13 protein-coding genes are annotated in these 13,072 nt (G+C 44.0%); 12 read left to right on the top strand and 1 reads right to left on the bottom strand.

Features of this window, described 5'->3' with window-relative positions:
* Positions 1–52 precede the first annotated feature (52 nt).
* The 12 genes from coaBC to spoVM all read left to right on the top strand — a co-directional run bounded on the left by coaBC (position 53) and on the right by spoVM (position 12,676).
* Entirely contained in the window at positions 53–1,258 is a 1,206-nt protein-coding gene (gene coaBC / locus FNL97_RS11995; RefSeq protein ID WP_015863394.1) for a bifunctional phosphopantothenoylcysteine decarboxylase/phosphopantothenate--cysteine ligase CoaBC, read from the top strand.
* Positions 1,255–3,669 (top strand): primosomal protein N', encoded by a 2,415-nt coding sequence (gene priA / locus FNL97_RS11990; RefSeq protein ID WP_143415855.1) that lies wholly within the window; start codon positions 1,255–1,257, stop codon positions 3,667–3,669. The genes coaBC and priA overlap by 4 nt, the downstream gene beginning before the upstream one ends.
* Before the next feature lie 14 nt (positions 3,670–3,683).
* Positions 3,684–4,157: a peptide deformylase gene (gene def / locus FNL97_RS11985; protein WP_015863396.1), complete on the top strand. Its 474-nt coding sequence runs from the start codon at positions 3,684–3,686 to the stop codon at positions 4,155–4,157.
* Positions 4,158–4,168: 11 nt separating this feature from the next.
* On the top strand, positions 4,169–5,125 hold the full coding sequence (gene fmt, locus FNL97_RS11980) for a methionyl-tRNA formyltransferase (protein ID WP_143415854.1): 957 nt from the start codon (positions 4,169–4,171) through the stop codon (positions 5,123–5,125).
* On the top strand, positions 5,115–6,458 hold the full coding sequence (gene rsmB / locus FNL97_RS11975; protein ID WP_143415853.1) for a 16S rRNA (cytosine(967)-C(5))-methyltransferase RsmB: 1,344 nt from the start codon (positions 5,115–5,117) through the stop codon (positions 6,456–6,458). Before fmt ends, rsmB begins: the two co-directional genes overlap by 11 nt.
* A 20-nt stretch (positions 6,459–6,478) precedes the next feature.
* Positions 6,479–7,558: a dual-specificity RNA methyltransferase RlmN gene (rlmN, locus tag FNL97_RS11970; protein WP_373467267.1), complete on the top strand. Its 1,080-nt coding sequence runs from the start codon at positions 6,479–6,481 to the stop codon at positions 7,556–7,558.
* Positions 7,559–7,562: 4 nt separating this feature from the next.
* On the top strand, positions 7,563–8,312 hold the full coding sequence (locus FNL97_RS11965) for a Stp1/IreP family PP2C-type Ser/Thr phosphatase (RefSeq protein ID WP_015863400.1): 750 nt from the start codon (positions 7,563–7,565) through the stop codon (positions 8,310–8,312).
* 5 nt (positions 8,313–8,317) lie between these two features.
* Positions 8,318–10,279 carry a Stk1 family PASTA domain-containing Ser/Thr kinase gene (gene pknB / locus FNL97_RS11960; RefSeq protein ID WP_143415852.1) on the top strand — a complete coding sequence of 654 codons (1,962 nt, stop codon included), beginning with the start codon at positions 8,318–8,320 and terminating at the stop codon, positions 10,277–10,279.
* Between the two features lie 4 nt (positions 10,280–10,283).
* Complete coding sequence (gene rsgA, locus FNL97_RS11955) at positions 10,284–11,165, top strand: ribosome small subunit-dependent GTPase A (RefSeq protein ID WP_062678241.1); 882 nt, start codon at positions 10,284–10,286, stop codon at positions 11,163–11,165.
* Between the two features lie 2 nt (positions 11,166–11,167).
* A complete protein-coding gene (gene rpe / locus FNL97_RS11950; RefSeq protein ID WP_015863403.1) occupies positions 11,168–11,833 on the top strand; it encodes a ribulose-phosphate 3-epimerase in 666 nt (221 codons plus the stop codon).
* Positions 11,834–11,870: 37 nt separating this feature from the next.
* Positions 11,871–12,521, top strand: coding sequence for a thiamine diphosphokinase (locus FNL97_RS11945; protein WP_062678240.1), 651 nt, complete (start codon positions 11,871–11,873; stop codon positions 12,519–12,521).
* A 74-nt stretch (positions 12,522–12,595) separates the two neighbouring features.
* Complete coding sequence (spoVM, locus tag FNL97_RS11940; protein ID WP_003394991.1) at positions 12,596–12,676, top strand: stage V sporulation protein SpoVM; 81 nt, start codon at positions 12,596–12,598, stop codon at positions 12,674–12,676.
* Between the two features lie 46 nt (positions 12,677–12,722).
* Here spoVM and rpmB read toward each other — a convergent pair whose 3' ends face one another.
* Entirely contained in the window at positions 12,723–12,908 is a 186-nt protein-coding gene (gene rpmB / locus FNL97_RS11935) for a 50S ribosomal protein L28 (RefSeq protein ID WP_015863405.1), read from the bottom strand.
* Positions 12,909–13,072 lie beyond the last annotated feature (164 nt).

Here is a 13,072-nt window from a genome sequence, read left to right as displayed (position 1 = left end):
TAGCTGTTAGGTTGTTATTTTTTTACAAAAGTATAGTAGAGGTGTTTCTAATATGGTGAATGGAAAGAACATTTTATTATGTGTAACAGGGGGAATTGCAGCTTATAAAGCCGCTGCCTTAACGAGCCAATTAACCCAGCGCGGTGCCAATGTGAAAGTAATGATGAGTGAAGCTGCCTGTCAATTCATTACTCCGCTTACATTCCAAGCATTATCACGCAACGAAGTATATGTGGATACATTTGAAGAAAAAAATCCAGCGGTAATTGCTCATATTGATGTCGCAGATTGGGCTGATCTTGTTCTTGTTGCCCCTGCTACCGCCAATACAATTGGAAAATTGGCAAACGGCATTGCCGACAACATGATTACAACAACGCTTTTAGCGACAAAAGCGCCGGTATGGATCGCGCCGGCAATGAATGTTCATATGTACGAACATCCGGCAGTGCAAGCCAATATCGAAACGCTATATCGCTTTGGCTATCGCTTTATTGAGCCGTCGGAAGGGTATTTAGCTTGCGGATATGTCGGAAAAGGGAGACTAGAAGAACCAGAAAAAATTATTGACAATATCGAAACATATTTTGCCTCTCTCAATCCTTTCTTAAAAGGAAAAAAAGTTCTTGTCACCGCGGGACCGACACGTGAAAAATTAGATCCTGTCCGCTTTTTTTCTAATCGTTCCACAGGGAAAATGGGCTATGCGATTGCGGAAGCGGCAGCGCGCTTTGGTGCGGAGGTGACACTCATTTCTGGTCCTACGGAGCTGGATGCGCCAGCAAACGTAGAAACCGTTCGAGTAGAGTCTGCGCAAGAAATGTATGAAGCGGTGATGGATCGCTTTCCGCATGTGGATATCGTCATCAAAACGGCGGCGGTGGCTGACTATCGACCGAAGCATGTGTTTGATCAAAAAATAAAAAAACAGCCGGGCGACTATGTGATTGAAATGGAAAGAACGGTTGATATTTTAAAAACGCTAGGTGAACAAAAAACGACGCAAATTTTAGTCGGATTTGCGGCGGAAACGGACCATGTTGAGGAATATGCCCGGCAAAAATTAGAAAACAAACGGCTGGATTTGGTCGTTGCCAACAACGTCTCGGAAGAAGGAGCGGGGTTTGCTGGCGACACGAATATTGTGACCATTTTCAAACGCGACGGCTCCGTACGTTCGCTGCCACTTTTGCCGAAAAAACAAGTAGCAGAAGAAATTTTAAAAGAAATTCATCATTATATCGAGGCGATTCGATGAAAGTAGCAGCGGTTATTGTAGATGTTCCTTCGCGTCAGACGGATCGGCCTTTTGATTATGCCATCCCAAAAAAATGGGAAGATGTATTGCAGCCAGGCATGCGTGTCACCGTTCCGTTCGGTCCGCGGCGATTGCAAGGGTTTGTGATCGATATTAAGTCTCACTCGGACGTAAAAACATTGAAACCGATTGAAGAAGTGTTAGATGTCACCCCTGTATTAAACGAAGAGCTGCTCGAGTTAGGGAAATATTTAACAGAAACGACGCTTTGTTTTGCGATTTCCGCTTACCAAGCGATGCTTCCGGCAGCGATGAAAGCAAAATATGAAAAGGAAATCCGGCTCGTTCGTACAGAAAATCGCTTTTTACTGCCAGAAGCGATTCAGCCGCTTTTTGTGGATCGCACTGCCATTGATTGGAAAGAAGTGGAGCATAGCGATCTGCTTTGGCCATTGCAAAAGGCGATTCAACAAGGCCATTTAGAAGTCGTATACCATGTAAAAGAAAAAGCAACAGCAAAAACGGTGAAGTACGTGGAACTGGCGCAATCGCATGAAGAAATCGCGCGTGCCATTAACGCATTGCCGGCAAACGCCGCCAAGCAAAAACAGTTGTTAACGGTTCTTCTGTCTGCGGATGAAGCAATGCCGTTGAAGCAGCTGTTAGAGCAGACCGATGCTTCCTATGCTTCGCTGAAAGCGTTGACCGCAAAAGGACTCGTTGTAGAAAAAGAAATGGAAGTATATCGCGATCCATATGAGCATCGTTCGTTTTCAAAAACAGCGCCGCTTCCGCTTACCGATGAGCAAGAAAAAGCACTTTCCGCCATTGTTGAGCGCGTAAGAGCCAATGAGCATGAGGTGTTTTTGCTATACGGCGTGACGGGAAGCGGAAAAACAGAAGTTTACATGCAAGCGATTGAAGAAGTATTGCGGCAAGGAAAAGAAGCGATTGTTCTTGTTCCAGAAATTTCGCTGACGCCGCAAATGGTCGAACGGTTTAAAGGGCGTTTCGGTTCACAAGTGGCAGTGCTTCATAGCGGCTTGTCTGTCGGTGAAAAATATGATGAATGGCGAAAAATTCATCGGAAAGAAGTGCAGCTTGTCGTCGGCGCCCGTTCTGCTATTTTCGCTCCGTTTGAAAATCTCGGCATGATTATTATTGATGAAGAACATGAGACAAGTTACAAACAAGAAGAAAATCCGCGTTATCACGCCCGTGATGTGGCGATTTACCGCGCCCGCGTCCACGGATGTCCTGTCGTACTCGGCAGCGCTACTCCTTCGCTCGAATCGTTTGCGCGGGCGAAAAAAGGGGTATATCAATTACTGACATTACAAAAGCGGGTAAGCGATAATGGGATGCCGGACGTTCATGTTGTAGATATGCGGGAAGAACTGCGGAGCGGAAACCGTTCGATGTTTTCGCGCTCGTTATTTGAGAAGTTGAAAGACCGTCTTCATAAAGGAGAACAATCTGTATTGTTTTTAAATCGGCGCGGCTACTCGACATTTGTTATGTGCCGTGATTGCGGTTATGTGATTCGTTGTCCACATTGTGATATTTCATTGACGTATCATCGGGTCGAGCAGCGATTAAAATGCCATTATTGCGGGCACGAGGAGCCGATTACGTATCGCTGTCCATCATGCGGAAGTGAGCATATTCGCTTTTTTGGAACGGGAACGCAAAAAGTGGAAGAAGAATTGACGAAACTGCTTCCCGAAGCGCGCGTGATCCGCATGGATGTCGACACAACGAGCCGCAAAGGCGCCCACGAACGGCTGCTTGCTGAGTTTGGCGCAGGGAAGGCCGATATTTTGCTTGGCACACAAATGATTGCCAAAGGTCTTGATTTTCCAAAAGTAACGCTTGTCGGCGTGTTGGCCGCAGATACGATGCTCCATCTTCCTGATTTTCGCGCTTCAGAAAAAACATTTCAGCTGTTGACACAAGTAAGCGGGCGCGCCGGGCGCCACGAGCTTCCCGGCGAAGTCGTCATCCAAACGTATACGCCGGAGCATTACAGCATCACGCTTGCCGCTAAACACGATTATGATGCATTTTATCAAAGAGAAATGGTGCTTCGTAAAATGTACGGCTACCCGCCATTTTACTATTTGACATTAATCACCGTATCACATCCGGAAATAACGAAAGCGGTGGCTGTGACAGAAAAGATTGCGGCATATTTGCGGGCACAGCTGTCGAATGAAGCGATCATTCTTGGCCCTGTCGCTTCACCGATTGCTCGACTTCATGATAGATATCGCTATCAATGCATGATAAAATACAAACGGGAGCCGAACATGACACGGGTATTAAAAGCGGTTATCGATCGTTATCAGCACGATGTTTCCCAAGGAGATTTATCGATTACGATCGATACGAACCCATATACAATGATGTAAATGGAGGAATTGTGTTGGCAATCTTACCAATTGTGACATACCCAGCGGATATTTTAGAAACGATGTGCGAACCGGTAAAACAATTTGACCGTCAGCTTATTCAGCTGTTAAATGACATGTATGAAACAATGATAGATGAGGACGGCGTCGGCTTAGCCGCGCCTCAAGTCGGAATCGCGAAACAAATTGCCGTTGTTGATGTCGGTGACAAGCACGGCCGGATTGAACTGATCAATCCGCGCATTATAGAAGCGCGCGGGGAGCAAATCGGTCCGGAAGGCTGTCTAAGTTTTCCAGGGCTGTTTGGTGAAGTAAAACGCGCCAATTATGTAAAAGTTCGTGCTCAAGATCGGCGCGGTCGGGTGTTTACGCTTGAAGCAACCGAATTTTTAGCGCGCGCGCTTCAACATGAAATCGACCATTTAAACGGAATATTGTTTACTTCGAAAGTAATTCGTTATTACGATCCGGAGGAATTAGAAGGGTAGATGATGGAAAGATGATAAAAGTTGTGTTTATGGGAACACCGGATTTTTCTGTTCCTATATTGAAGCAGCTAATAGAAGATGGCTATAACATTGCTGCCGTCGTTACACAGCCGGATAAACCGAAAGGAAGAAAGCAGGAGTTGACACCGCCGCCTGTCAAAGTGGAAGCGGAAAAACACGGAATTCCGGTATTGCAGCCGACAAAAATTCGTGAAAAAGAACAATATGAACAAGTGTTGGCGTTCAAGCCAGATTTAATTGTGACAGCGGCGTTTGGCCAAATTTTGCCGAAAGCATTGCTCGATGCTCCGAAATACGGCTGCATTAACGTCCATGCTTCATTGCTTCCGGAATTGCGTGGCGGCGCTCCGATTCATTATGCGATTTTGCAAGGAAAGACAAAAACAGGCGTCACGATTATGTATATGGTGGAAAAGCTCGATGCCGGCGATATTTTAACACAAGTGGAAGTACCGATTACCGAAACCGATACGGTTGGCACGCTTCATGATAAATTAAGCATTGCTGGGGCAAAACTGTTATCAGAAACGATTCCGCAATTAGTAGCTGGAAAATTAACTCCAATCAAACAAGACGATGAAAAAGCAACATATGCGTATAATATTAAACGCGAACAAGAAAAGATTGATTGGACAAAGCCGGGAGAAGACATTTATAACCATATACGCGGCTTGCACCCGTGGCCAGTTGCATATACAACGTTTGCCGGAAATGTATGGAAGGTTTGGTGGGGAGAAAAAGTTCCGGCTCCGAAAAAAGCAGAACCCGGAACGATTATTGATATCGTACAGGATGGAATTGTTGTTGCGACCGGCAATGAAACGGCAATTAAAATTACAGAATTGCAGCCGGCGGGGAAAAAACGGATGAATGCGGCACAATTTTTGCGCGGCGCCGGCGCCCATCTCACTATTGGAATGAAGCTAGGAGATGAACATGAAAGCTAAAAACGTACGAGAAGTCGCTTTGGAAACATTGTTGGCTGTCGAAGAAAAAGAAGCGTACAGCAATTTATTATTAAATAAAATGATTGAGACGCGCCGTCTTTCCGAAAGAGATGTCCGGCTGTTGACGGAAATCGTATACGGAACGATTCAGCGCCGTGATACGCTCGATTATTATTTGACTCCGTTTTTGAAAAAAGCGCGCAAACTAGAGCAGTGGGTCCGCGTGCTTCTTCGCTTGACCCTTTACCAAGTACTGTATTTAGACCGTATCCCTGACCGCGCCGCGATTTTCGAAGCGGTGGAAATCGCGAAAAAACGAGGTCATCAAGGGGTCGCTTCGCTGGTTAACGGGGTGATGCGCGCTATTTTACGTCAAGGGGTGCCGTCACTCGAGAAAATTGAAGATGAAGTGGAGCGGCTAGCCGTTGCGACAAGCCATCCACACTGGCTTGTCAAGCGCTGGGTCGAGCAATACGGACTTGAAGAAACAAAACGGATGTGTGAAACGAACTTGCTTCCACCAAAGCAAACGGCAAGGGTTAATACTGCAAGAATAACTGTTGAGGAAGCAATGGATAAGCTTAAGCAAGAAGGAATGGAAGTGGTACGCGGCGAGGTGGCAGAGGAAGCGATTCAAGCGAAAAGAGGAAATCTTGCGCACACGGAGGCGTTTCGCCGCGGATGGATTACGATTCAAGATGAAAGTTCGATGTTAGTGGCGCGGGCGCTTGGGCCGAAAGAACATGAGCGTGTTCTTGACAGCTGCGCTGCGCCGGGCGGAAAATCCACCCATATCGCAGAGTTAATGAACAACACCGGACAAGTAATATGTGCGGATATTCATGAACATAAAGTGAATTTAATCGAGGAGAATGCGAAACGACTGCAGCTTACGAATATTTCTGCGCGTGTGCTTGATAGCAGACGTTTAGGCGAAGTATTTGAGCGGGAGATGTTTGATAAAATTTTAGTTGATGCCCCGTGCTCGGGGTTTGGCGTCATCCGCCGCAAACCAGATATTAAATATGCAAAAACGGAAGCAGATATTCCTTCCCTTGTGGCGTTGCAACGTGAAATTTTGCACGCAGTTGCGCCATTGTTAAAAAAGGGCGGTACGCTTGTATATAGCACATGTACGATTGACCGTGATGAAAATGAGGCGGTCATTGCTCAATTTTTAGACGATCACCCAGAATTTTCACCAGATGAAACGATGAAACTGCGGTTGCCCGAAAAAGTACAACCATACGTTCACAACGGGCAACTGCATCTTCTTCCACATTATTTTGGGTCGGACGGATTTTTTATCGCATCATTACGAAAGAAGGTGTAGCTTCGTTGGAACAGACGAATATTGCAAAACAGAAAAAAGAAGAAACAGTATCACGCAATCCATCGATTTATTCACTTACGTTCGAACAGTTAAAAGATTGGATCATCGAGCAAGGAGAAAAACCATTTCGTGCCACGCAAATATATGAATGGTTATATCAAAAACGGGCAACCGATTTTTCTGAGATGACCAACCTTCCGAAAACGTTACGTGAAAAACTAAGCGAACATTTCGATATTACAACATTAAAAACATTAGTGAAACAAACATCAAAAGACGGCACCATTAAATTTTTGTTTGAACTTCATGACGGATATTCGATTGAAACAGTGTTGATGCGTCACAATTATGGAAATTCCATTTGTGTAACGACACAGGTTGGCTGCCGCATCGGCTGCACATTTTGCGCTTCGACGCTTGGCGGATTGAAGCGTCATTTAGAAGCAGGAGAAATTGTAGCGCAAGTCGTAAAAGTACAAAAAGCGCTTGATGAACAAGGAGAGCGCGTAAGCAGCATTGTCGTCATGGGAATCGGCGAGCCGTTTGACAATTACGATGAGCTGATAAAATTTTTGAAAATCGTCAACCATTCAAAAGGGTTGAACATCGGTGCACGACATATCACCGTTTCTACAAGCGGGATCATCCCGAAAATTTACCAATTTGCGGATGAAGGAATGCAAGTGAATTTTGCGATTTCGCTGCATGCCCCGACGACAGAGCTGCGCACGAAGTTAATGCCGATCAATAAAGCATATCCGCTTCCAAAATTAATGGATGCTGTCCGTTATTACATTGAAAAAACAGGGCGACGCGTTACGTTTGAATACGGATTGTTTGGCGGAGTCAATGACCAAATCGAACATGCGGAACAGCTAGCCGAGCTCATTAAAGGATTGAAATGCCACGTTAACTTAATTCCGGTAAACTATGTGCCGGAACGAAATTATGTGCGGACGCCGCGCGACCAAATTTTTGCGTTTGAACGCGCATTAAAAAAACATGGAATCAATGTTACGATTCGCCGCGAACACGGACACGATATTGACGCAGCATGTGGGCAGCTTCGCGCGAAGGAGCGAAAAGAAGAGACGAGGTGAAATAATGAAAGTCGTTTTTCAAACCGACATTGGTAAAATTCGGGCTCACAACGAAGACAGCGGCGGAGTTTTTCAAAATAAAGACGGGCATTATTTGGCGGTTGTTGCAGATGGGATGGGGGGACATCGCGCCGGCGATGTTGCGAGTGAAATGACGATTTCCTATTTAAAAGAAGAATGGGAACAGTCAGAGCACATCTCTTCTCCAGATATAGCAGAGCAATGGTTGAAAGATCATGTAGCGGCTGTGAACCGGATTTTATTCGAGCATTCCTTGAAGCATACGGAATGCCAAGGAATGGGGACAACGATTGTCAGTGCGATTTGCACTGACCAGTTTGTCACGGTCGGCCATATTGGCGACAGCCGTTGTTACCTTTTAAATAAAAATGGATTTCAGCAAATTACGGAAGACCATTCACTCGTCAATGAATTAGTGAAAACGGGGCAAATTTCAAAGGAAGATGCAGAACACCATCCGCGTAAAAATGTTTTGTTGCGCGCGCTCGGCACGGAAAAAGAAGTGAAATTGGATATGAAGACAATCAGCATCGATGAGCATGATATGTTGCTTTTATGTTCGGATGGTTTGTCAAACAAAGTATCGGAACAAATGATGGTACATATTTTGACATCAGACGACTCGCTCGAGCACAAGGCGCAAGCGCTAATTGACTTGGCAAATGAACATGGAGGGGAAGACAATATTACGCTGGCAATTATTGATTTTTCATTGGAACGTGAAAGTAGGTGATCCGCATGCTCATCGGCAAACGGTTAAATGATCGCTATAAAATTATTAGTTTAATTGGCGGCGGTGGGATGGCAAATGTTTATTTAGCGAGAGATATCATTTTAGACCGCGACGTCGCCGTAAAAGTATTGCGCTTTGATTTTGCCAATGATGAACAGTTTATCAAACGGTTTCACCGCGAAGCACAGGCGGCAACGAGTTTGAATCACGAAAATATTGTCACCATTTATGATGTTGGAGAAGATGAAGGCATTTATTATATTGTCATGGAGTATGTGCGCGGGTATACATTAAAACAATATATTCATCAGCACGCCCCCCTCCCGGTTCCAAAGGCGCTTCATATTATGGAGCAATTAACATCAGCGATTGCGCACGCTCATGAAAACGGGGTTATTCATCGGGATATTAAGCCGCAAAACATTTTAATTGATGAGAATGGAGATGTAAAAGTAACTGATTTCGGGATTGCCGTTGCCCGTAGTTCTACTACGATTACGCAAACAAATTCGGTGCTTGGCTCTGTTCATTATTTGTCCCCCGAACAAGCGCGAGGCGGAATTGCGACAGAAAAATCCGACATTTACTCCCTAGGAATTGTCATGTTTGAGCTTGTAACAGGGCGGCTCCCTTTTTCTGGAGAGTCTGCCGTATCGATTGTGCTCAAACATTTGCAGGCGGAAACTCCTTCTCCAAAAGCATGGAATCCTAGTATTCCTCAAAGTGTCGAGAATATTATTTTAAAAGCGACGGCGAAAGATCCGTTTTATCGTTACCGTTCGGCAAGGGAAATGAATGAGGATATCAGCACGGCTTTAGATCCGGAACGCGTCAATGAGCAAAAATTTATGATTCCTGCCGATGATGAAGAACCGACAAAGGCGATTCCTGTTATTAGAGAGAGCCTTGTCAGCGCCGGGCTGGAGCAGCAAACCATTGTTTACGAAGAAAAAAAGGAAGAAGAGAAAAAAGAAACAAAACCGAAGAAAAAGCGAAAATGGATTGTTTGGCTTACTGCGTTATTTTTATTTCTTGCAGCAGCGGGGGTGAGCGCTGTTACGTGGATTCCCGATTTGATTTTTCCGAAAGAAGTGACAATGCCGAATGTCGTCAATGAAGATTATGATGAGGCGGTCGAAAAGTTATCATCGCTAGGATTGGAGATTAAAGATACGATTGACGTCGAGGATGACGAAATCGCAGAAGGAAAGGTTGTACGCACGAAACCGGAAGCAGGAATGATGGTAAAGGAAGGATCTGCTGTTATTATTTATAAAAGCATCGGTAAAAAGAAAGTAGAGTTTGGCGATTTTATCGGCGAAGATATCGAAACAGTGGAAGCACAGCTGAAAAACGAAAATTTTATGAATGTTACACGCAATGAACGTTATAGCGACAAGCCTCCTGGTACCATTATCGATCAATTTCCTTATGCAGGAGATAAAGTCATTCCTGAAGAAACAAAAGTGATTTTCACTGTCAGCCTTGGTCCGGAAAAAATTATGTTGAAAGACTTGACGGGATATACAGAAAAGAGTGTGCGTGATTATGTAGATGATCAACAGTTGTACTTGAAGGTAAAATACGAATATTCGGATAAAGTTCCGGAAGGGCTCGTTATTTCTCAAACACCTACAGCCAATGAAAAAGTAGATAAAGGCGATACCATTACAGTAATTATTTCACGCGGCAAGGAGACGCTTCCTGTGAAAACGGTGATAAAAGATATTGAAATTCCATATGAACCGGAAGAAGAAGGACAAGTGATGGAAGCGCAATTATATATTCAAGATGCCAAACATAATATGACAACGCCGTATAAAACATACCGTCTGACCGCACCGGTAACGGAGACGGTGGAATTTGAAATTCCATATAAGGAAACGGCGTATTATCGTGTCATTGTAAACAATGTAGTAAAGGATGAAGGAACAATTCCATATCCAAACAATGTCACAAAGGAGTGAGGCTATGGCAGAAGGAAAGATTATTAAAGCGCTAAGCGGATTTTATTATGTATTATCGGAAGGAAAGGTGTTTCAATGCCGAGGCAGAGGAGTATTTCGAAAGCAGAAAATTACTCCTCTTGTCGGGGATCATGTCGAGTTTCAGGCGACGAGCGAAACAGAAGGATATATTATGAATATACGCGAACGAAAAAACTGGCTCGTTCGTCCGCCAATCGCTAACGTAGAACAAGCGATTTTAGTGTTTTCGGCAGTGGAGCCAGATTTTAGCACAAGACTTCTCGACCGTTTTCTCGTTCTTGTCGAATCCAAACATATTCGTCCGATTATTGTCGTGAATAAAATGGATTTAGTGGACGACCAGACAAAACCAACAATGGAACAATATATTCGTGATTATCGGCAAATAGGCTATGATGTCATTGAAACGTCAACCATCACCAAATTAGGAGTAGAACAGTTGCTTTCATATTTAGAAGGGCATATTTCCGTTTTTGCTGGGCAATCCGGCGTCGGGAAATCCTCGCTTTTAAATGCGCTCCGTCCGGATTTGCAGTTAAAAACCAATGATATTTCTACACATTTAGGACGTGGAAAACATACAACCCGCCATGTAGAATTGTTGGAAATTGGCGGCGGCCTTGTTGCTGATACGCCAGGTTTTAGTGCATTAGAGCTTGATGATATAGAATTGGAAGAGCTGCCGCTTTATTTTCCAGAGTTTTGTGAGCGCAGCGAGGAATGTAAATTCCGCGGATGTTTGCACATCGCGGAGCCAAAATGCGCTGTGAGAGAAGCGGTCGAATCGGGTAAAATCCCTTCTTATCGATATGAGAATTACATGAGTTTTGTCGAAGAAATTAAAGAACGAAAGCCGAGGTATTAACTATGGTAAAAATTGCACCATCGATTTTATCCGCCGATTTCGCGCGGCTTGCTGAGGAGATCCGTGACGTGGAACAAGGTGGAGCCGATTACATTCATGTTGATGTGATGGATGGCCATTTCGTGCCGAACATTACGATCGGACCGCTAATTGTCGAAGCGATTCGTCCCATTACAAAGCTTCCTTTAGATGTTCATTTAATGATTGAGCAGCCTGACCGATACATTCCTGCTTTTGCAAAGGCGGGAGCGGATTATTTATCCGTTCATGTGGAAGCGTGCCCACACTTGCATCGTACGATTCATTTAATTAAAGAGCAAGGAGTAAAAGCCGGAGTTGTCTTAAATCCACATACGCCGGTAGAAATGATTCAACATATTATCGATGATGTTGATTTAGTGTTATTGATGACAGTTAATCCAGGATTTGGAGGACAGAAATTTATTCCATCTGTATTGCCAAAAATTCGACAAGTTGCGCAACTGGTGAAAGAAAGAGGACGATTTGTAGAAATTGAAGTAGATGGCGGGATTAATGCCAAAACAGCCCGCCTATGCATGGAGGCTGGGGCAAACGTGCTTGTTGCTGGTTCTGCTATTTATAATGAACGTGACCGTGCTGCGGCGATTCGTGCCATTCGTGGCGAAAATGAGGCGGAAGGTGTATAACCTTCCGCTTTAGAGTAAGCAAGAAAGGAAGAAACGTATGTTTATTCATATTGTCGGCGGCGGACCGAGTGAACATCTTCCCTCTTTAGCTAGTTACGATGGAGAACATGTACGATGGATCGGGGTGGATCGTGGAACAAAGACGCTGCTTGAAGCGGGAATCCGGCCGATAAAAGCGTTTGGCGATTTTGACTCCATGACGACGGAAGAGATTATATTACTACAAAAAACACTCGATGATCTTGATATATGGCCGGCGGAAAAAGATAAAACCGATATGGAAATTGCGCTTGATTGGGCGGTGCAGCAAGAAGCAGATAAAATCCGCATTTTTGGAGCAACCGGCGGACGCCTTGACCATTTATTTGGCAATGTTCAATTGCTGATCAAATACGCAGGGAAACCGATTGAGATGATCGACAGACAAAATATTGTGACTGTCCATCTTCCAGGCACGTACACCGTTTTTTACGATGAACGATATCGATACGTTTCTTACATTCCGATTTCCAATGATATTAAAGGAATGACGTTGGATGGATTTAAATATCCGCTAACAAATAGTCATATTTTTCGAGGTTCGACACTATGTATTAGTAACGAACTTATCCAATCTTCTGGTACTTTTTCATTTTCCGAAGGCATATTAATGATGATAAGAAGCAGCGATTTAGGCGTCTATTCGTAGGTACGATTTAAAGTCAAACGAATATACTTATGATGAAGGAAGCTCGTTACGATGGCTGTGAGGAGGGGATCGGAATGAAATTTTATACCATTAAATTACCAAAATTTCTCGGTGGAATTGTGCGTGCCATGTTAAATTCCTTTAAAAAGGGATAAGAAAAAAGCACCAATTTTTGGTGCTTTTTTTATTATGCGGTGTAAATTACACACGTTGCACTTTTCCAGATTTTAACGCGCGGGCAGACACCCATACACGTTTTGGCTTTCCGTCGACTAAAATACGAACTTTTTGAAGGTTTACTTTCCATGTGCGTTTATTTGCATTCATCGCGTGTGAACGTGAATTACCAAAAGATTTTTTCTTTCCTGTCACAAAGCATTTTGCCATCTTTTTTCCCTCCTTACTAGTACCGCTTTCAGTTGTAAAAAACACTATTATAATTTATCATACAAACGGTTAGATTTCAATATATGAATGTTTTATCTTTCAAGAAAATATCCTTGACATATATTTTTATTTTCGGCTAAATAATACTAGTGGGCGATGGGAGA

The organism is Geobacillus sp. E263 (assembly GCF_007197795.1).
GTDB lineage: Bacteria > Bacillota > Bacilli > Bacillales > Anoxybacillaceae > Parageobacillus_B > Parageobacillus_B toebii.
Note: the sequence above shows the minus strand (reverse complement) of the source record. Positions and strands in the feature narration are given on the sequence as shown.

Excerpts from the sequence above, each read along its gene's own strand:
- priA (WP_143415855.1), top strand. The coding sequence starts at position 1,255 with ATGAAAGTAGCAGCGGTTATTGTAGATGTTCCTTCGCGTCAGACGGAT.
- rsgA (WP_062678241.1), top strand. The coding sequence starts at position 10,284 with ATGGCAGAAGGAAAGATTATTAAAGCGCTAAGCGGATTTTATTATGTA.
- fmt (WP_143415854.1), top strand. The coding sequence starts at position 4,169 with ATGATAAAAGTTGTGTTTATGGGAACACCGGATTTTTCTGTTCCTATA.
- coaBC (WP_015863394.1), top strand. The coding sequence starts at position 53 with ATGGTGAATGGAAAGAACATTTTATTATGTGTAACAGGGGGAATTGCA.
- spoVM (WP_003394991.1), top strand. The coding sequence starts at position 12,596 with ATGAAATTTTATACCATTAAATTACCAAAATTTCTCGGTGGAATTGTG.
- FNL97_RS11945 (WP_062678240.1), top strand. The coding sequence starts at position 11,871 with ATGTTTATTCATATTGTCGGCGGCGGACCGAGTGAACATCTTCCCTCT.
- rsmB (WP_143415853.1), top strand. The coding sequence starts at position 5,115 with ATGAAAGCTAAAAACGTACGAGAAGTCGCTTTGGAAACATTGTTGGCT.
- pknB (WP_143415852.1), top strand. The coding sequence starts at position 8,318 with ATGCTCATCGGCAAACGGTTAAATGATCGCTATAAAATTATTAGTTTA.
- rpmB (WP_015863405.1), bottom strand. The coding sequence starts at position 12,908 with ATGGCAAAATGCTTTGTGACAGGAAAGAAAAAATCTTTTGGTAATTCA.
- FNL97_RS11965 (WP_015863400.1), top strand. The coding sequence starts at position 7,563 with ATGAAAGTCGTTTTTCAAACCGACATTGGTAAAATTCGGGCTCACAAC.
- rpe (WP_015863403.1), top strand. The coding sequence starts at position 11,168 with ATGGTAAAAATTGCACCATCGATTTTATCCGCCGATTTCGCGCGGCTT.